A 19,216-nucleotide genomic window follows, 5' to 3' on the forward strand; every position below is an offset into this window, starting at 1 on the left:
GTTCATGAGCTGGCGGCCGCTTTCCAGGGGTTCTCGACATCGGGGGCGATGTCGGTTCGCACCACGCGTGCCGGGTTGCCGATGACCAGGCTGTGCGGCGGCACGTCGTCGGTGATGAAGGCGCCGGCCAGCACGCGGCTGCCGCGGCCGATGCGCACGCCACCGACGATGACGGCGTGCGGGCCGATCCACACCTCGTCTTCGATCACGGGGTAACCGGTGCTGCGCGACCCGTCGGCGGCGATGCGGTCGGCCTGGCCCAGCGTCACGCCATGGAAGAGCGTGACGTTCTGGCCGATGACGGCGCCCGAGTTCACGACCAGGCCCCAGCCGTGGTCGATGCGTGCGCCCTCGCCGATCTGCGTGCGCCAGGGCAGGTCCATGCCCGCCAGGTGGCGCGCCGCGCGGTGCGCCAGCACCCACAGCGGCAAGGACCAGCGCATGAGCGCGCTGCGCGCCGCCGCCTGGGCCAGGCGCAGTGTGAAGAGCGGCCGGTAGCAGCGCCGGCCCAGGGCCGACAACAGCACCAGCCACCCGGTGGAATGGCCTGCGATGCGTGTCATGTCTGATTCAAGTTCCCGCCAAAGGCGCGATGTCATCAACTCCCTCCGAACGCTTGCTTGTAGGCCGCAGCCGCGAGCGGCTTGCTGCCGTCGGACAGGCGCCCGTTGTAGTCAGAGGCCGGGTAGTCCCAGTACAGGTGGTAGAGCACCGGGTTGGCCTTGATCCAGTTCGCCATGTTGGTGATGAAGAGCGGGTCGTCGCCGCCCCCGAAGCCGTCGGGCCGGGTGCCCGTGGCCCATTCGGGGTAGGTCATCAGCTTGCCGCGGTCGGCCGCGAAGCGCGCATGCCAGCGCAGGCCGTAGGTGGCGGTGAGCAGCATGTTCCAGACCTGGGTGGGGGTGATGGTCTGGGGATACCAGTTGGCGTTGTAGACATCGGCGCCGATCAGGTCGACGTAGTCGTTGCCGGGGTAGGCCGGTTCGGGCGACTTGGCGCCGACGTAGACCGCCGGGCACCAGTCGAAGCTGAACTGCTGGCCGGGCGAGGCCCGCATCGCATCGACGATGCGCCTCCAGTAGGTGACCCAGGTCTGCGGCGCGTTGAGCGACGACCAGTGGAACCAGCTCGCGTTGAACTCGGGCGCAATGCGGATCGACGCGGTGGCGAAGCCGGTTTCGACCAGCCGGTCGGCAATGGTGCGGAAGTAGCCGTCATAGGCGCCGGTCGCACCGATCGCAAGGGTCGATTTGCCGTCGCGCGGCAGCATGGGCACGGTGAGCGTCAAGCGCACCGGCACGGGCTGCCAGCAGCCGGTGACCCAGCGCGCGGTGCTGACCATCGAGTCCCACGAGACGTGCGACAAGCCGTCGAGCACACGGTCCATGCGGCGGCCGAGCCAGGCTTCGTAGCCGGGAATGCGCCCGCGGCCATCGCACCCCGCGCCCTGGTAGACGCCGACTTGCGGTGGGGGGGCCGGCGGGGGCACCGCCCGAACCACGGTGGGTGTGGGGGTGGTCGAGGCGGTCTGCGACCAGACCGGGGTGGCCGCCAGCGCGGCCGCCGACCCGAGCAGGCATCGGCGCGTCAGCTTCGAATCTTCTGAAGTCGAGAGAGGGTTCATGGAAAGCTCCGGTGGTGTGGGCATCACGTCACCTGAACGAACCGTCTCGACGGGCCCGGGGCCGCCCCAACAGCACGGGCGCATGCCGGGTCAGCACCCAGGCCACCGGAAAGATGGCCGCCAGGCTCCACACCGTGAAGGGCAAGCACCATGCCCCGCCGTAGCCCGACGCCACGGCTTGCGGCCACACCGCCTTGAGCACGCCGCTGCCCACCATGAAGGCCAGCGCATGCAAGGGAAAGATCACCAGGCTGTTGTCGGACAACCAGCGCGCCAACGCGCTCGGCGGGCACAGCCTGGACACCCCCATCACCAGCATCACGCCCGCCGCCGCCGTGGGCAGGTAGAGCCAGCGCTGCTCGGCAAAGCGCAGCTCGGCAAGGTCGACACGCCACTGCGTCATGGCCAGCTGCCACCACACGACGGCCAGCAGCACGAGCCCCGCCAGCAGCGGCCACACCGCCGGCCCCCGCACCGCGTCGAAGGCCTGGGGCGCGTGGCGGCGCAGCGCGTGGCCGGCGGCATAGAACACGAGCATCAGGGCCGCGATGTCGAGGCCCCAGGGCAGGCGCAGCGTCCAGTCGAGGTGCAGCAGGGCCACCGACATCGGCAACGCCGCCAGCGTGACCGCCGTGGCCCCCAGGTTCTTGAGCAACAGCGCGTGCAGCATCGCGCAGCACAGCAAGGCCGGAAAGAACCACAGCGGCGGATTGACGAACAGGTCGGTCGAAAGGCCGGTGACCAGGCCGGTCAACGCGTCAAGCGTGCCGACATCGGCAAACTTGCCCGCCCGCGCGCCGAGCCCCCGCGTGGCCCACCAGAACGCGAGCGACACCGCGAAGAAAAACACATACGGCACCAGCAGGCTGCGTGCGTGGCGCTGCAGGCTGCGGCCGAGCGGCCACTGGGCGCGTTCGGACGTCAGCAGGCAACCCGAGAGAAAGAAGAACAACGGCATGTGAAAGCTGTAGATCAGCGTGCGCAGCCAGTACGGCGTGCCCGGCGCGTGCCCCAGCACCACCAGCACGATGCCGATGGCCTTGGCCGTGTCGATGGCGTGCAGCCGCTCACCGGCCTGCAGCGGGCGCTCGGTGGCCAGGGGCAGCACGGCACTCATCGGAAGCGCCCTTTCGGCGCGAGCGCTGCGTTCGACGCGTCAGGCGAGTTCCACACCAGCAGCGCGAGTGCGAGCCCGTGCGCGAAGGGAATGTGGATGCCGCTCAGCATGAAGATGAAGCCCACCGCGAGGCGGATGATTCCGGGCGCGGACGATTGCTTCACGCAATAGAAAAGAAAGCCGAAGTACGCGACCGCACCGACGATGCCGAACTCGAACACGATCTTGAACAGCGTGGTGCCGGCCGCCGCGTAGGTGGCGCGGTCGGCGAAGGCCTGGAAGGAGCCCGCCCCGAAGCCGAACAGCGCACGCAGCGGGTCGGGCCACAGGAACTGCTCGAACATGTAGAAGCCGCCCACATACCGCGCGAAGCCGCTCGAACCCTTCGAGGTGAACTCGCCCGAGCGCTTGAGAAAGATGTCGAGGAAGGCCAGGTCGCCGACGAGGCTGACGACCGTGAGCCCGACGCCCGCGAGCACGGCCGCACCGAGGATCAGCGTCCACTTGCCGCTGCGGACCAGCACGAAGGGCAGACACAGCGCCAGCACCATCAGGCCGGTGCCCGAGTACGACAGGACCAGCGACACGGTGAGCACCAGCAGGTGCACCGGCCGATTGAACTTGACCAGCTCGACGAGGATGCCCAGCGCCACGAGCTGACTGAAGAACGAGGGCTCGAGCATGAACACGCCGTTGGTGCGGTAGATCTCGGAGCCGTATTCGAGCCAGCCCTGCATGTTGAAGCGTGCGACCAACAACGCGGGCGGCATGAAGTTCTCGATCGGAAAGGCCAGCGCCGGCCCGATGAGGAACTGCAAGCCGTACTGCGCGATGCCCAGCCCGGCGATGACGGTGGCGATGTGCTGGAACTGCCGCAGCGCCGTGTCGTACTGCTGCCCGCCCTGCGGGATGTACAGCACGTAGGGCAGGTGCAGCACCGTCAACAGCAACAGCGAGGCCACCGAGAAAGGTTCGCCGCGCAGCAGTTGAATGCCCCACAGCACGGCCATCATCAGCACGAAGAACAGGAAGCGCCGCACCGCCACGTGCAGCCGGCCCGTGATGAGGCCGCCGAGGCTGACCGCGAAGATCAGCGGGATGGCCAGCGTGAGCCCCATCGCGCCGAAGGGCGGCACCGAGAGCTTCGAGAGGTAGGTGACGCTGATGGCCGGCACGCGGCCGATCCAGTCGGTGCGCGGGCGCTCGTCGACCGCGGCCTCGGCATGACCGTCCTCGGGCGTCTCGGTGGCGACCGGCCGCCCGGGCGCGTCGAACTCGTCGAAGGGCGCTGCGCCGCCGCGGTGCGGCAGCGAGCCGGTGGGGGCGAGTGAACTCACAGCGCGCTTCCTGCGGGCGCCTCCCACAGCGCCCGCGCGGCGTCGGGCTTCCAGCGGCGTTCGCGCACGAACAGGAGGCCACTGAAGAAGCCCAGCGCCCACGACAGATGCATCACCCCGGCGGCGGGCCCGGCCAGCAGCCCGCACAGCGAACCGTGCCTCGCCGCCAGCGCGGCCGACACCGCGGCCAGGGCGGCCATGTAGGCCGCCGGCCACAACAGCAGCCAGGGCGCGAACGGGGCCAGCACAAGAGCCGCGAGCGACAGCGTCAGGTGCAGCGGCACCGCGAGCTGGCGTGCGCGCAGCGAATGGGGGTGGCGCTTGACGGTGCGCGCACGGCCGCGGCCGTAGCTGAAGTACTGGCGCCACAGGCCGCGAAGCGTGCCCCGTGGCTGGTAGTCGAGGCGGATGTCGGCGTCGAGGTAGACCTTGGCGCCGAGCTGGCGCTGGCGGCAGTCGAACTCGGCGTCTTCGTTGTGGGTGAAGCTTTCGTCGTACCCGCCGGCGCGCCGGAAGCAGTCCATGCGAAACGCGGCGTGGTGGCCGTGATCGACGAATCCGCTGCGCCGGCCCCCGCGGTGCGCCGAGCCGCCCGAGCCGACCGGCGTGTCGGACACCCAGGCCACGGCGCGCTGCAGGCAGGTGGTGCCGGTCGAGTCCATCGGCACCACGACCGAATCAGCGCCGGTGCGGTCCATCGTTTCGACCAGGCGGCGTACGAAGCCGGGTGGGTAATGGGCATGGGCGTCGCAGCGCACCAGCACGTCGGCACTTTGGCCGAACACCCGCGCGGCCAGGTTGACCGCACGGCTCTGGATGCGCCGCGGGTTGTGCAGCAGGTGCACGTTGCTCTGCTGCGCGCCGACGAGGCGCACCACGTCAGGCGTGCCGTCGGTGCTGCCGCCGTCGGCCACGACGATGGTCATTTCAAGCGCCGTGGGCGGGTCGCTCGACAGCGCCGCGAGCACGCTCTCGATGGTCTTCGCTTCGTTGAGCGCGGGGATGACCACGAGCACGCTGCGGGCGCGCTGCGGGCTGCGAGGGGCCGCGAGCATGGCGGGCTCAATACTCATTGATCATCACGCCGGCCAGCGTGGCGGGGCTCTTGTTCACGGCGCTGACGAGTTGCTGCAAGGGCTTCATGCGCGTGCGCCCACGCCGCGCCACCACGAGGGCCGCACCGCATTTGGCGGCGAGCACGCGCGCGTCGGCACCGTAGTCGGCGGCAGGGGTGTCCACCACCACGTGGTCGAACTTGCCCAGCAGCTCTTTCATCAGCAGGCTGCATGCGGCGCGCTGCACGAGTTCGAGCGGGTTCGGCGGCACCGTGCCAACCGGCAGCACGTAGAGGCTGGGCAGGTCGGGGATGTGGTGGATGGCGTTGGCCTCGGACCGCCCGGAAAGGATGCTCGACAGGCCGCTGTGGTTGGGCACACCGAAGATCTCGTGCTGGCGCGGGGTGCGCATGTCGCCATCGACCAGCAGCGTTCGGCCGCCCAGCTGGCTGAAGGTGACGGCGATGTTGGCGGCGAAGAAGGTCTTGCCTTCGCCGCTGCTCGGGCTCATCACCGCCAATGCGCGGCGCGGTTCATCGGCACCCAGCACGCCCATCATCAACTGGCTGCGAATGTCTCGAAACGCCTCGGCCTGGTCGCTGAAGGGGTCGGTGGCGGCCACGAGTTCGGCGTTGAAGCGGTCGCCGTCGCTGGGTGCATAGGGGTAGTGGAATTGCTGCGACAAGGCCCACAGCACGTCTTGGCTGGACGCGAGCTTGAGCGCGACGGCCGACTCCCCGAAGCGCAGCCCGTGCTCGCGCTGGTGCTGCACGATCTGTTCGACCTGCGCGTCCGACAGCTTGCGCACCTGGCGCAGGAAGTCACCGATCGAGCGGTCGAGCAACGGGGCTTCGTCGTCGAACTCGCTCGGCGGCTCGGTGTAGGACGAGTGAGCGGCAGAAGGGGTCTTGAACATCAGGGTCATGGCGTGAGCGTCACTCCGTGCAGCGGTTCATCGAGGCCTGGGTGGGCAGCGGGGGGCGCGCGAGGGCACGCGCGTCACTTGGCCAGGCGCGGGAAGACGCCGAACGAGCGTCCGCCCAGGCCCGGCAGCAGGCGGCGCGAATTGACCGCACGGGCCCGTGCTGGCAGCACGCCCAGCAGCGGCTGCTTGAGCAACTGCAGCACGTCTTCTTCGGTGCGTAGGCGCTGGTCGAGCACTTCGCGCAACACCACGGTGCCGACGGCGAGCAGGCTGCCCAGCAGCAGCGCCACGGCCACGTTGAGCGCCACACGCGGCGACGAGGCGCGCGTGGGCGCAGCCGCCTTGCGCAGCACCGACACGTTGGTCTGCGTGGTCTGGCTCTCCATGCTGGTCTGGCTGACGCGCGCAGCCACGGCGTCGTAGGCGCGCTGCGCGTTCTCGACATCGCGCAGCAACACCTGCACCTCGTCGCGCTGGCCCTTCAAGCGCAGCAGCTTGCCGCGCTGCTCGTCCAACTCGGCACGCACCTGGGCCAGGCGCGCCTGGTTGACGGTGTTGTTGACCTGCATGCTGCCGGCCACGCGGCGCGTTTCGCTTTCGACGCGTGAACGCAGTTGCTGGATGCTCGCGCGCAGTTCGAGCACCTGCGGGTGTTCGGACCCGAAACGTGCGCTGAGTTCGTTGTCGCGCGCCTCGGCCTTGGCCAGCTCGGCCTTCAACGAGGCGATGAAGGGGTTGGTCAGCACCTCTTGCATCTGGTTGGGGTTGGCACCGGCCTGGCTGTGGCGGTTGGCCGATTCGTTGGCCAGCGCCTGCAGCGCGACGTACTGGCTCGACAGCTCGTTCAGGCGCGCGCTCTCGACGTCGAGCCGCTCGTCGGTGGCGATGATTCCCTTCTGCTGCTGGTAGGCCGAGAGCTTGGCCTGGGCCTGCTCCAGCGCGTCGCGCGCGGCCTTGCTGCGCTCGTCAAAGAAGTTGGTGTACTGCTTGGCCGGTTCGACGCGCAGGTCGAGCGTGGTGGCGATGTAGGCCGCGACGAAGGCGTTGGCCAGCGAGGCCGCGAGCTGCGGGTCGCGCGAGGTGTAGGTGACCGAGATGACGTTCGACTCGCGCGCGGGGCGCACGTCGAGGTCCTTCAACACCGAGTCGGCCAGCCAGGCCTGGAAGTCGCCCTCGCCGCCACCACTGGTCTGCCAGCGTTCGCGCAGTTCGGGGCTCTTGTCCATGCCGAGCGACTGCACGACGCGCAGCGCGACGCGTTCGCTCTGGAACACATCGGCCTGCGTGGCCATGTAGCTCGACACGCTCATGCCGGGCAACACCACACCGGCAATGGGGTCGGGCGACTTCACGTCGAGCACGACGGCCGCGCTGGCCGAGTACTTCTTGGGCAGCAACGCGCTCACCGCGCCCACCGCGACCACGACGCTGAGCAACACCAGCAAGGCGGAACGCCACCTGGCCCGAAGCAAAAGGAGGATGTGCGAGATCGACATGAAGGACTCCCTTTGCAGGATTCACGCCCAAGCATTCGAATCGCTTGATGGGTGGTCTTGGCATGCCCCTCGCCACACACCCGGAAGGGCCAAAAACCCAGGCGCCACGCGACTTCGCGAGCGATGAACCTCGCGTTAGTCCCAACACACGGATGTGTCTGAATGTGCTAACGGCAAAGCGGAAAAACTTACCGCTGCACCGCAAAAACTACCGCACGTTCCCGCCTTCGAGGGCCTTGAAGCGAGTCACCCACCGCGGGTCCATTGCACGGCTTTTTTGAAGCCGGACAAGGCGCTGCACCGCAACATGCGACGACAACGCACTGCTTGAATGCTGTCGTCGCGGGCTGGCTTGGAACTTGCCAACAAGGACTCCGGGTTACCACTCATTCGGAAGGACCAGGATGGCCATCACCGCTGCACGATCGACAACCTTTTCGGAGGTTCAGGCGCAATGGCAAGCCGAGGGTCGCAGCGCTTTCAGCGAGCACCTCTATCTGCGCTTCAACCAGTTCGCCGCCTTGCTGTTGCTGGTGATGTTGAGCCCCGTGATGATCGCCCTGGCCGTGCTCGTGTGGCGCCGCGACGGCGCGCCCATCTTCTTCGGGCACTACCGCGTCAGCTACCGGGGCAAGCTGTTTCGCTGCCTCAAATACCGCAGCATGTACCGCAACTCCGAGCAGATGCTGGCGGACCTGCTCGCCAGCGACCCGGTGGCACGTGCCGAGTGGGAACGCGATCAGAAGCTCACCCACGACCCCCGCATCACGCCGATCGGCCACTTCCTGCGCAAGACCAGCCTGGACGAACTGCCGCAGCTCTTCAATGTGCTGCGCGGCGAGATGAGCCTGGTGGGGCCGCGGCCCATCACGGTCGCCGAACTCACGCGCTATGGCCGCGTGCGCTGGCACTACCTGAGCGTGCGCCCCGGCATGACCGGGCTGTGGCAGGTCAGCGGCCGCAACAACACGACCTACGAAGAGCGTGTCGCGCTCGATGAGCGCTACATCGACGAACGCTCGTTCTGGATGGACCTGTCCATCCTGTTGAAGACGGTGAAGGTGGTGCTCACGCGCGATGGTGCGCGCTGACGGCAGCCGCAATGACGCCACACCCGCCGCTTCACGCCTCGCCCGATTCGCCCCCACTGCCCGATTCCGCCATGCCTGACGTCCACCCTGCAACCCAGGGCGAGCGGACCATCGTCCATCTCGCCAGCCGTGTCACCGACGCGGTGTTCGAGTTTCTCGGGCCGGCAACGCAAGTGCTCGCCGAGCAGGGGCACGCCCAGACGGTGATCCTGCTCGACGACCCGGTGCATCGCCACGTGCTGCCGCGGTTTCATGCGTCGGTGCGGCTCGCGCCCACGCCCTGCGAAGGCGGGGCCGTGCGCAACTTCCGCAACCTGCTGCATGCTTTGCAACGCGAATTGACGGTCACGCCACGGGCGGACGTTCATTTGCACGGCATCTTTCCGTCGATGCTCGGCGCGTATGCCACGCGCCTGCACCAACCGGCGCCGAAGATCTACTTTTCGCCGCACGGCTCGAACGCGTTCGGCCCGCTGAAGAGCGCCGCCGGCCTGGCGCTGCTCGCGCTGCGCCCCGGCGAGTCACGCCGCCAGCACGCGATCTCGCACGTCGGCCCCGAAGCGCGCGCGATGGCGGCAATCCGCCAGTCGGTCGACCTGATCGAAAGCCCGGTGGACGCAAGTTTCATCCGCACCCAGCACAGCGAGGCGCGGCGCCCGCTGCTGGTGGCCGGCAGCCACCGCTGCGACCCGGTGGGCGCAGCGCGCCTGGCCCAACTGGCGGTGCTGCTGGGTGAAGACGAAATGGGCATCAGCTTCAACTGGATCGGCGCACTCGACACCGAAGGCCGCGCCCGGCTGAAAGCGGCCGACGTGGCCGTCTACGACTTGCCCGCGCCCGAACGCGCCACGAAGCTGAGCCCGGGGTGGATCTACCTCGCGCCCGGTGAGGACTACGGCTTCCCGCACTACCTGGCCGAAGCGCTCGCGGTCGGCCTGCCCTGCGTGGCCTGGGACACGCCCTGCCACCGCCACGTCATCCACCACGGCGAGACGGGCTTTCTGTGCAAGTCGGAAGAAGAAATGCTGATGCGCATCGGCCAGCTGATCGAAGCGCCCGAGCTGCGTCGCAACATCGGCCAGGCCGCCAAGGACGACGCCAGCTGCCGCTTCGACCCCGCGCGCTTCGGCCAGCAGATCCTCAAGGCCTACCAGCTGCCCGCGGCTGCGGCGTGAGCCACCGCGGGTCGCATGCGCCCGCGGCTCAGCGCAAGGTGCCGCGCAGGCTGGCCGCGATGCTCGCGCCAGCCGCCGCGCCGAAGCGCTTGGCCAGGCGCTCGGCCACGTTCTCTTTGGGCGTGTAGTCGATCACCTCTTCGGCCTGCACCACCTCGCGCGCCACGTAGTCGAGGTTGCCGAGCTTGTCCACCAGGCCCATCTTCACGGCCTGCTCGCCGTTCCAGAACAGGCCCGAGAAGGTCTCGGGGGTTTCTTTCAGGCGCGCGCCCCGGCCCTCTTTCACCACGCGGATGAACTGCTGGTGGATCTGGTCGAGCATGCCCTGCACGAAGGCGCGGTGTTCGTCGGACAGCGGCGAGAACGGGTCGCCGATGCCCTTGTTGGCGCCGGCGGTCATCAGACGGCGCTCGATGCCGAGCTTTTCCATCGCGCCAGTGGCGCCGAAGCCGTCCATCAGCACGCCGATCGAGCCGACGATCGAGGCCTTGTCGGTGTAGATCTCGTCGGCCGCCACGGCGATGTAGTACGCGCCCGAGGCACACACCTCTTCGACCACCGCGTAGACCTTCTTGTTGTGCAGCTTCTTCAGGCGACGGATCTCGTCATAGACGATGCCCGATTGCACCGGGCTGCCGCCGGGCGAGTTGAAGCGCAGCACCACGGCCTTCGAGCCCTTGTCTTCGAAGGCCGACTTCAGCGCCGCCACCAGCACCTCGGCGCTCGCCTCCGAGTCGGGGCCGATCTCGCCACGCACCTCGACCAGCGCCGTGTGCGGGCCCGAAGGCGCGGTGCTCACGTGCTGCGCATTCAGGATGGCCGCCATGAACAGCAGGAACGCCAGCAGCCACACCACGCGAAAGAAGATCTTCCAGCGTCGCTCGGTGCGGCGGTCGCGCAGGTACTCGCGGGCGAAGCGCTCGATCACGGCTTCGGACACACCGCCCATCGGGGCCGTGGCCTGCACCGGCGGTGCATAGGCAGAAGCGGAAACGTTCTCGTCTTGCGGATTCATTCGGGGGACTTTCAAGGGCGCTCGCCCCGGGGGCGGGGGCCAGGCCAGGGCCTGTCAGACAGCCGGTGGCGGAAGGGTCGGCGGGGCCGGTTGGATGTCGCGGGAAGGATACCAATACACCCCATCGGCGCGCTCTTCGACGCGCAAAGCCGTGAGCCGGCCACGGCCACACGGCCCACCGGCACAGCGCCCGGTCTGCGGCTCGTACGAGGCCCCGTGCACCGCGCACAGGATGAACTCACGGTCGCCGTCGAGAAACTCGCCGGGCTGCCAGTCGAGTTCGGTCGGCACGTGGGCGCAGCGGTTCAGGTAGGCCACCACCTGGCCATCGAAGCGCAAGGCGAAGGCCCGCATCCGCTCGCGGAAGTAGTTCACGTCGAACAGCACCGCCTGGCCGCGTTCGACCAGCTCGTCGCCACCGCAGATGCGGCGCGGCGTTTCGTCCACCGGCTCAGGCATGGGTGTTGAGCCAGCGGTGCAACTCGGCGGTCGAATGCGCCACGAACTTCGTCGGGAAAGCCTCGAAGGCCGAGGGCTCGTGCGCCCCGTAGCTCACACCGATGCTGGCCGTGCCCGCGTTCACCGCGAGCTGCAGGTCGTGCGTGGTGTCGCCGATCATCAGCGTGCGCCCGGGTTCGACGCCGAACTCGCGCATCAGCTCGAGCAGCATCTGCGGGTGCGGCTTCGAGGCCGTTTCGTCGGCGGTGCGGGTGGCATCGAACATGCCGCGCAGTTCGACCGTCTCCAGCGCCTCGTCGAGCCCCTTGCGCGATTTGCCGGTGGCCACGCCCAGCCAGTGGTTGCGCGTCTTCAGCGCTTGCAGCATCTCGAGCGTGCCCTTGAACAGCACGATCTCGTGCTGCTTGGCGAAGTAGTGGTGGCGGTAGCGCAGGCCCAGCTCGGGGTAGCGCTCGCGCGCGAGGCCCGGCGCGGCGTGCTGCAGCGCTTCGGCCAGGCCCATGCCGATCACGTAGCTCGCGTCCTTGTCGCTGGGCACGGCCACGCCGAGGTCGGCGCAGGCGGCCTGGATGCAGCGCGTGATCAGCGCGGTCGAGTCGAACAGGGTGCCGTCCCAATCGAAGACGATCAGGTCGAATTGGCGGGGGCGCGTCATGGGGTCTGGGGGGCGTTGGAAGCAGACTTCGACGCCGCGAGGGCATCGACCAAGGCTTGGCATTCTGCCGGCAAGGGGGCAAAGAGTTCGATCTCTTCCTCGGTGGCAGGGTGCGCGAATTTCAGCCGCCGCGCGTGCAAGAACATGCGGTCGAAACGCTGGCCGCGCACGGCCTCGCCCTTGGCGACCGACTTGTTGAGCGCGAAGTCACCGTACTTCTCGTCGCCGACGATGGGGTGGCCCTCGTGCGCCAGGTGCACGCGGATCTGGTGGGTGCGGCCGGTCTTGATGGTCACATCGAGCAGGCTGAAGGCGCCGAAGGTCTGTTCGACCTTCACAAGCGTGATCGAGCGGCGGCCATCTTCGTCCTCTGCATCGACGGCGCGCACACGGCGTTCCCCTTCCCCGGTCAGAAACTTGTGCAGAGCCACGTCGATGACCTTCTTCTTGGCCGGCCACGCGCCGATCACCAGTGCCGCGTAGGTCTTGCCCGTCTCGCGCCCGCGGAACTGGTCTTGCAGCGCGACCAGCGCCGAGCGCTTCTTGGCGATCAGCAGCAGGCCCGAGGTCTCTTTGTCGAGCCGGTGCACGAGTTCGAGAAACTTCGCCGTCGGCCGCGCCTGGCGCAATTGCTCGATCACCCCCGAGCTGACGCCGCTGCCGCCGTGCACCGCCACGCCGGCCGGCTTGTTGATGGCGAGCAGGTGCTCGTCTTCGTAGACCACCGGAAACTCGCGCGCCGGTGCCGCCGGGGCCTCACTCTTGTCGGCCATGCGCACCGGTGGCACGCGCACCACGTCGCCCAGCGCGAGGCGCGTGTCGGCCGACGCCCGGCCCTTGTTCACCCGCACCTCGCCCGAGCGGATGACCCGGTACACGTGCGTCTTGGGCACGCCCTTGAGTTGCTTGAGCAGGAAGTTGTCGAGCCGCTGGCCTTCGGAGCCTTCGTCCACCACCACCTGCGTGACGGCCGGTGCGCTGGGCGCGGGGGCCGACGGTGGCACGCGCTGGGGCGCAGTTGCGGCGACCGGCCGGGCCGGCGACGCGTGAAGCGGCTTGGCGCTTCGTTTTGAGGGCGCTTTTCCGCTTGTAACTGGCCGATGTTTGGCCTCTATAATGCGCCGCACCACGTTTCCGTCGTAAGTGATTGATTTTTCTGAGTTTACGTCGCACCCGCGACGAGGCGTGGCGGTCAGGCCGAAGGGCTTGTCCACAGGTGATGCAACGCACCCGGTGTGAAGCGGGCGCCGTCCCCAAGTGACGGCGCGGCGAGCCTCCCGGTGCGGCAGAGAAACAAGAACGAACCCCAGACAAAGGTTTCCAAGCGGCAGACAGCTGGGAGCACATCGGCCCTGATGGCGATGGTTCCCGCTCCAGATGTCTTCCGCCCGCGTCCAGTGATCCCACAGCGGATGTTGACCCCGGCCCCCCTCCCCGTCCTCGCCTGTCGCGCGCCCTGGCCTTCTGCCGGGCCGCGCGCTCAGTCGCGTGCGGCCGAGGCCTTGCCCGGACGACGCGCCTCACGGCCCGCCAAAGCCACTGCCACGCATGCGCCAACGCTGCCACCGGCCGGCCGATCGATCGATTGATCGTCACCGCGTTCCTTCCGCAGTCCAGGGCGATTCCTTCCGGTTCATCCGCGTTTCTCGTGCATCGATGAGCCGCCCCTGAGACTTCAGTGGCGGCATGTTGACGCGGTTGCCACCCACACGGTGGTGCCGCAAGGAGCGCACATGAAACGCATGCTGATCAATGCGACGCAGCAAGAAGAGCGTCGCCTGGCCATCGTCGATGGTCAGAAGCTGATGGACTTCGAAACCGAAATCGAAGGCCGCGAACAACGCAAGGGCAACATCTACAAGGCCGTTGTCACGCGCGTCGAGCCCTCGCTCGAAGCCTGCTTCGTCGATTACGGCGAAGACCGCCACGGCTTCCTGCCGTTCAAAGAGGTCTCGCGCAACTACTTCCGCGAAGGCGTGGACGTGCGCAACGCCCGCATCCAGGACGCGCTCAAAGAAGGCGACGAACTGCTGGTGCAGGTCGAGAAAGAAGAACGCGGCAACAAGGGCGCGGCGCTGACGACCTTCGTCTCGCTGGCCGGCCGCTACCTGGTGCTGATGCCCAACAACCCGCGCGGCGGTGGCGTCTCGCGCCGCATCGAGGGCGAAGACCGCGAGGAGCTGAAGGAAGCCCTCGACCAGCTCGAATACGACCGCAAGGGCATGAGCCTGATCGCCCGCACCGCCGGCATCGGGCGCAGCGCCAAAGAACTGCAGTGGGACCTCGACTACATGCTCAAGCTCTGGACCGCCATCGACGGTGCAGCCCAGGGCGGCAAGGGCGCCTTCCTGATCTACCAGGAGTCGTCGCTCGTCATCCGCGCGATCCGCGACTACTTCACCCCGGACATCGGCGAGATCCTGATCGACACCGACGACATCTACGAACAGGCCCAGCAGTTCATGGACCACGTGATGCCCGAGGCCAAGGGCCGGGTCAAGCGTTACCGTGACGATGCGCCGCTGTTCAGCCGCTTCCAGATCGAGCACCAGATCGAGACCGCGTTCTCGCGCACGGTGAACCTGCCCTCGGGCGGCGCCATCGTGATCGACCACACCGAAGCGCTGGTGTCGGTGGACGTGAACTCGGCCCGCGCCACGCGCGGCAGCGACATCGAAGAGACCGCCACCCGCACCAACCTCGAAGCGGCCGACGAGATCGCCCGCCAGATGCGCCTGCGCGACCTGGGCGGCCTGATCGTCGTGGACTTCATCGACATGGAAGAGTCGAAGAACCGCCGCGAGGTCGAGACCCGCCTGCGCGATGCGCTGCGCCAAGACCGCGCCCGCGTGCAGTTCTCGTCGATCAGCAAGTTCGGCCTGCTCGAATTGAGCCGCCAGCGCCTGCGCCCGGCGCTGAGCGAAGGCAGCCACATCACCTGCCCGCGCTGCAACGGCACCGGCCACATCCGCGACACCGAATCGTCGGCGCTGCAGATCCTGCGCATGGTCCAAGAAGAAGCCATGAAGGACAACACCGTCGCCGTGCACGTGCAAGTGCCGGTGGAGGTGACCTCCTTCCTGCTGAACGAGAAGCGCACCGAGATCACCAAGATCGAACTGAAGCAGCGCGTGACCGTGCTGCTGGTGCCCAACCGCAACCTCGAAACGCCGAACTACAAGCTCGAACGCCTGCGCCACGACGACCCGCGCCTCGAAAACCTGCAAGCCAGCTACACGATGGTCGAGGAGCCGGAAGACGAAGTCGGCATCACCCGCCGCGAGAAGGCCAAGGCCAAGCAAGAGCCGGTGATCAAGGGCATCCTGCCCGAAACCCCGGCCCCGCAGCCCGAGCCCAAGCCCGAGCCCGTGGTGGCCGTGCCGGCCCCGGCGCCCGTGGCAGCCGCCCCGGCACCGGTCGTGGCAGGCGGTGGCTTCTTCGGCTGGATCAAGAAGCTCTTCGGCGGCGAACCCGAAGCCGCACCGGCCCAGCCGGCCCCTGCACCGGCCGCAGCCGAGCCGGGTGAACGCCGCGAAGGCCGTGGCGAACGCGGTGACCGAGGCCGCGGTGGGCGTGGCGGTCGCGGTGGACGCGAGGGCCGTGAAGGACGCGAAGGGCGTGAAGCCCGCGGCGAGCGCGGCGGTGAACGTGGCGAGCGTGGCAACCGCGAAGGCGGTGGCCGCGATGGCAACCGGGACGACAAGCGAGAAGGCGGTCGCAACGGCCGTCGCAACGAACGCGCCGAACGCCCCGAAGAATCGACCGACACAGCCACCGCACGCAGCGGTGACGAATCGCAGCGCCAGGCGCCCCGCGAAGCGCGCGGTGAAGGCCGCGGAGAGGGCCGCGGTGAAGCACGCGGTGAAGCACGCGGCGAGGGCCGTGAAGGCCGCGGCGAAGGCAATCGCCGGGGCCCGCGCCCTGAGCGCGAACCGCGCCGCAACCCCGCCGCTGAAGCCCCGACGGACGAGGCCGCCCCGATCAGCGCTTTCGCCGACACGCAGCCGTCGCCCGACGCCGCACCGGGCGACGAGGCCGGCGAGCGCCAGAACCGCCGCCGCCGCCGTGGCCGTGGCGGCCGTGACCGCGACGAAACCCGCCAGGACGGCGTGAACGGCGAAGCCAATGGCACTGCGCAAGACGAACTGGGCCTCGACGCGCCGGTCGCCGAACGTGAAGCCCACGAGGCCCCGGCCCACGCCGAAGGTGGTGAGCGCGAAGCCAGCACCGGTGAACGCGAGGCCGGTGAAGCAGGCGAACGCGAAGGCGGTCGCCGCCGTGGCGGCCGTGGCCGCAACCGCCAGCGCCGCGAAGAGGGTGCGAGCGGTGAGGCCCTGGCCGACGGCACGCAGGCCAGCGACGCCGATGCGCTGATCGACGCCCCGGCACACGCCACCGTCGAGCCGATGCCGGTGTTCGAGCCGCGAGATGTCGCCCCCGTGGCGCCGATCGCGCGTCCGGTCGCCGCGCCGGTGGTGGTCGCCGAAGCGCCGGTCGAGGCCCAGCCGGTGGTGGCTGCGCCGGTGGCCCCGGTGGTGGTCGCTGTCGCTTCGGCCCCCGCGCCGGCACCGGTCCAGCCCTATGTCCTGCCCGCGCAAGAGCTGTCGGCCGTGGCGGCGAGCCTGGGCCTGGAGTGGGTGCAGTCGGACACCGACAAGATCCGCGCCGCGCAAGAGGCGATCGCCAGCGAGCCCAAGCCCGTGCACGTGCCGCGTGAGCCGCAAGCGGTGGTGGCCATCGACGAAGGCCCGCTGGTGCTGGTCGAGACCCGCAAGGACCTCTCGCAGATCAAGCTGCCGTTCGAAGTGCCGGGCGCCGGCGGATCGCAGCAACAGCCGCAGGCCTGACCGGGCCCTCTCGGCCCCGAACGAAAACGGCGCACCGAGGTGCGCCGTTTTTCATGGCCGCAACGCCGTCGCGGCCGGATCTCGGCCCCGCCCGTTCAGGGCAGCATTTCGAGCGCGTGCTGGTAGGCCGGGTCGTGCATCAGCGCATCCCAGGTCAAGGGCGCGCTTTGAGGCAGCAGCTTGACGCGCCGCGCCTCGCTGTCGGCATCGAGCTGCCAGCCGCCTTGCGCCTGCGCCTGGGCCAGGCCGTCGAGCAGTTCATCGACAGCGGCGCCGCCATCGAGCGACTGGTTGCACAGCAGCACCAGGTCGCAGCCGGCGTTGAGCGCGGCCACGCCCGCATCCGCATACGAGACCACGGCGCCGTCAAGGCGGCGGGCGCCTTCCATGCTGAGGTCGTCGCTGAAGATCGCGCCGTTGAAACCGAGCTGGATGCGCAGGATGTCTTTGAGCCAGCGCGCCGAGAAGCCGGCCGGCCGCGCATCGACCTTCGGGTACATCACGTGCGCGGGCATCACGCTTTGCAGGCTGGTGCTGAGCCATTCGTAGGGCTTGGCGTCGTCGCTGAGGATGGCTTTCAGCGAGCGTTTGTCCACCGGCACGTCCACGTGGCTGTCCGCCTTGACGAAGCCGTGGCCGGGGAAGTGCTTGCCGCAGTTGGCCATGCCGGCCTGCAGCAGGCCGTGCATCAGGCTCTTGGCGAGCAGGGTGGCGACGCGGGCGTCGCGGTGGAAGGCGCGGTCGCCGATGACGGCCGAGCCGCCGTGGTCGAGGTCGAGCACGGGCGTGAAGCTCAGGTCGATGCCGCAGGCACGCAGCTCGGCCGCAAGCACGTAGCCGGCGGCGGTGGCAGCGTCGGTGGCGGCCATGGCGTCTTTCATCCACAGCTCGCCCAGCGCGCGCATCGGCGGCAGGTGGGTGAAGCCGTCGGTGCGGAAGCGCTGCACCCGGCCGCCTTCGTGGTCCACACACACCAGCACGTCGGGGCGGATGGCCTTGATCTCGGCGACCAGCTCGGTGACCTGCTGGCGGCTGACCCAGTTGCGGCCGAAGAAGATGAGCCCGCCGGTCAGCGGGTGTTGCAGGCGGCGGCGGTCGTCGGCGTCGAGCGTGGTGCCGGCGATGTCGAGCACGACCGGGGCGTGGTGGGTCATGGGGTCAGTCCTTGGTTTCGACGACGACGAAGCTGGATGCCATGTCCTCTTCGTCGGTGACAGAGACATGGGCGCGCAGTTGGCGGGCGTCGAACCACGCCGCCAGCGCGCCATGCAGGTGGATTTCGGGCTTGCCGTTGGCGGCATTGAGGATCTCGCAGGCGCGCCAGGTCATGGGCATGTGCAGGCCGAGGCCGATGGCTTTCGAGAACGCCTCTTTGGCCGAGAAGCGGGTGGCGAGGTAGCTCCAGCCGCGCGCCTCGACGCGTTCGCGCCGGGCGTGGAAGACCTTCAGCTCGTTCGGGCCCAGCACCTTTTCGGCGAAGCGGTCGCCGCGCCGCGCGAGCACCTCGCGGATGCGGCGGATGTCGCAGAGGTCGGTGCCCACGCCGTAGATCATGACGACCCCTCGGCTGCGGCGTACCGCTGCCGATGCCCCGAGGGGATGCGGGCCCGCTGGGATTGAACACCGTTGGATGTCATGCGCTCGCTTGATGAATGCAGCGCAGGTAGTCGCGCACGGTCTCGGTCATGCCGAGTTCGAGCGCATCGGCGATGAGCGCGTGGCCGATGGACACCTCTTGAACACCGGGCACGGCGCGCAGGAACGCGCCGAGGTTGTCGCGGTTGAGGTCGTGCCCGGCGTTCACGCCCAGGCCTTCGCGCAGCGCGGCTTCGGCGGTGGCGGTGTAGCCGGCCAGCACGCGTGCCTCGTCGGGCGTGCCGTGGGCACGGGCGTAGTGCTCGGTGTACAGCTCGACGCGGTCAGCGCCCAGCTCGCGCACGGCGCGCATCTGCGACGGGTCCGGGTCCATGAAGAGGCTGACGCGCACGCCCAGGACCTTGCACTCCGCGACCAGCGGGGCGAGCACGGCCGCGTCTTGCGGAAAGCGCCAGCCGTGGTCCGAGGTCGATTGCTCGACGCTGTCGGGCACGAAGGTGGCCTGGTGCGGGCGCACTTCGCGCACGATGGCCATCAGGTTGTGCAGCGGGTTGCCTTCGATGTTGTATTCGGCCTGCGGCCATTGCTGCATCAGCGTGGCCAGCTCGTGCACATCGCTCAGGCGGATGTGGCGCGCGTCGGGGCGGGGGTGCACGGTGATGCCGTGCGCCCCGGCTTCGAGGGCCAGCGTCGCGGCGCGCGTGACGCTCGGGATGCCGATCGGCCGCGTGTTGCGCAACAGGGCCACCTTGTTGACGTTGACCGACAAGGCGGTGTGGCCACGGTGGTTGTCGAGACCGCTGGAGAGCAGTGGATTCATGGCG

Annotated in this window: 17 protein-coding genes; 3 read left to right on the top strand and 14 right to left on the bottom strand. The window is 68.8% G+C overall.

Annotated features, from left to right (window positions below; genetic code table 11):
* Nucleotides 1–2 precede the first annotated feature (2 nt).
* From AC1KAT_RS11300 to epsF, 7 genes are all read right to left on the bottom strand, one after another.
* Nucleotides 3–563 (bottom strand): serine O-acetyltransferase, encoded by a 561-nt coding sequence (locus AC1KAT_RS11300; protein ID WP_480325848.1) that lies wholly within the window; start codon nt 561–563, stop codon nt 3–5.
* 35 nt (nt 564–598) lie between these two features.
* On the bottom strand, nt 599–1,624 hold the full coding sequence (locus tag AC1KAT_RS11305) for a glycoside hydrolase family 26 protein (protein ID WP_480325850.1): 1,026 nt from the start codon (nt 1,622–1,624) through the stop codon (nt 599–601).
* A 28-nt stretch (nt 1,625–1,652) separates the two neighbouring features.
* Nucleotides 1,653–2,741 carry an acyltransferase family protein gene (locus AC1KAT_RS11310; RefSeq protein ID WP_480325852.1) on the bottom strand — a complete coding sequence of 363 codons (1,089 nt, stop codon included), beginning with the start codon at nt 2,739–2,741 and terminating at the stop codon, nt 1,653–1,655.
* Nucleotides 2,738–4,078: a hypothetical protein gene (locus tag AC1KAT_RS11315; protein WP_480325854.1), complete on the bottom strand. Its 1,341-nt coding sequence runs from the start codon at nt 4,076–4,078 to the stop codon at nt 2,738–2,740. The genes AC1KAT_RS11310 and AC1KAT_RS11315 overlap by 4 nt, the downstream gene beginning before the upstream one ends.
* Nucleotides 4,075–5,133 carry a glycosyltransferase family 2 protein gene (locus tag AC1KAT_RS11320; protein ID WP_480325856.1) on the bottom strand — a complete coding sequence of 353 codons (1,059 nt, stop codon included), beginning with the start codon at nt 5,131–5,133 and terminating at the stop codon, nt 4,075–4,077. The genes AC1KAT_RS11315 and AC1KAT_RS11320 overlap by 4 nt, the downstream gene beginning before the upstream one ends.
* Nucleotides 5,134–5,140: 7 nt before the next feature.
* Nucleotides 5,141–6,058, bottom strand: coding sequence for a polysaccharide biosynthesis tyrosine autokinase (locus AC1KAT_RS11325; RefSeq protein WP_480325858.1), 918 nt, complete (start codon nt 6,056–6,058; stop codon nt 5,141–5,143).
* 74 nt (nt 6,059–6,132) lie between these two features.
* A complete protein-coding gene (epsF, locus tag AC1KAT_RS11330) occupies nt 6,133–7,497 on the bottom strand; it encodes a chain length determinant protein EpsF (protein WP_480326551.1) in 1,365 nt (454 codons plus the stop codon).
* A 461-nt stretch (nt 7,498–7,958) separates the two neighbouring features.
* On the opposite strand from epsF, the gene AC1KAT_RS11335 reads away from it, so the two are divergent.
* Nucleotides 7,959–8,645, top strand: a complete 687-nt coding sequence (locus tag AC1KAT_RS11335) for a sugar transferase (protein WP_480325860.1) — start codon at nt 7,959–7,961, stop codon at nt 8,643–8,645.
* 71 nt (nt 8,646–8,716) lie between these two features.
* On the top strand, nt 8,717–9,820 hold the full coding sequence (locus AC1KAT_RS11340) for a glycosyltransferase (protein WP_480325862.1): 1,104 nt from the start codon (nt 8,717–8,719) through the stop codon (nt 9,818–9,820).
* Nucleotides 9,821–9,848: 28 nt separating this feature from the next.
* Here the strand turns inward: AC1KAT_RS11340 and sppA are convergent, their stop codons facing one another.
* From sppA to AC1KAT_RS11360, 4 genes are read right to left on the bottom strand one after another with little or no spacing between them, the layout of a single operon-like run.
* Nucleotides 9,849–10,835: a signal peptide peptidase SppA gene (gene sppA / locus AC1KAT_RS11345; RefSeq protein WP_480325864.1), complete on the bottom strand. Its 987-nt coding sequence runs from the start codon at nt 10,833–10,835 to the stop codon at nt 9,849–9,851.
* Between the two features lie 54 nt (nt 10,836–10,889).
* Nucleotides 10,890–11,294: a Rieske (2Fe-2S) protein gene (locus AC1KAT_RS11350; RefSeq protein ID WP_480325866.1), complete on the bottom strand. Its 405-nt coding sequence runs from the start codon at nt 11,292–11,294 to the stop codon at nt 10,890–10,892.
* Nucleotides 11,287–11,949 (bottom strand): HAD-IA family hydrolase, encoded by a 663-nt coding sequence (locus tag AC1KAT_RS11355; protein ID WP_480325868.1) that lies wholly within the window; start codon nt 11,947–11,949, stop codon nt 11,287–11,289. Before AC1KAT_RS11355 ends, AC1KAT_RS11350 begins: the two co-directional genes overlap by 8 nt.
* Nucleotides 11,946–12,953, bottom strand: a complete 1,008-nt coding sequence (locus tag AC1KAT_RS11360) for an RluA family pseudouridine synthase (protein WP_480325870.1) — start codon at nt 12,951–12,953, stop codon at nt 11,946–11,948. The genes AC1KAT_RS11355 and AC1KAT_RS11360 overlap by 4 nt, the downstream gene beginning before the upstream one ends.
* Nucleotides 12,954–13,682: 729 nt before the next feature.
* On the opposite strand from AC1KAT_RS11360, the gene AC1KAT_RS11365 reads away from it, so the two are divergent.
* Entirely contained in the window at nt 13,683–16,796 is a 3,114-nt protein-coding gene (locus tag AC1KAT_RS11365; RefSeq protein WP_480325872.1) for an Rne/Rng family ribonuclease, read from the top strand.
* Nucleotides 16,797–16,891: 95 nt separating this feature from the next.
* Here the strand turns inward: AC1KAT_RS11365 and nagZ are convergent, their stop codons facing one another.
* From nagZ to AC1KAT_RS11380, 3 genes are all read right to left on the bottom strand, one after another.
* Nucleotides 16,892–17,950: a beta-N-acetylhexosaminidase gene (gene nagZ, locus AC1KAT_RS11370; protein WP_480325874.1), complete on the bottom strand. Its 1,059-nt coding sequence runs from the start codon at nt 17,948–17,950 to the stop codon at nt 16,892–16,894.
* Nucleotides 17,951–17,954: 4 nt separating this feature from the next.
* Nucleotides 17,955–18,350 (bottom strand): holo-ACP synthase, encoded by a 396-nt coding sequence (gene acpS, locus AC1KAT_RS11375; RefSeq protein ID WP_480325876.1) that lies wholly within the window; start codon nt 18,348–18,350, stop codon nt 17,955–17,957.
* A gap of 79 nt (nt 18,351–18,429) precedes the next feature.
* Entirely contained in the window at nt 18,430–19,212 is a 783-nt protein-coding gene (locus AC1KAT_RS11380) for a pyridoxine 5'-phosphate synthase (protein ID WP_480325878.1), read from the bottom strand.
* Nucleotides 19,213–19,216 lie beyond the last annotated feature (4 nt).

The sequence above is a fragment of the Piscinibacter sp. PDB5-1 genome (assembly GCF_056676035.1).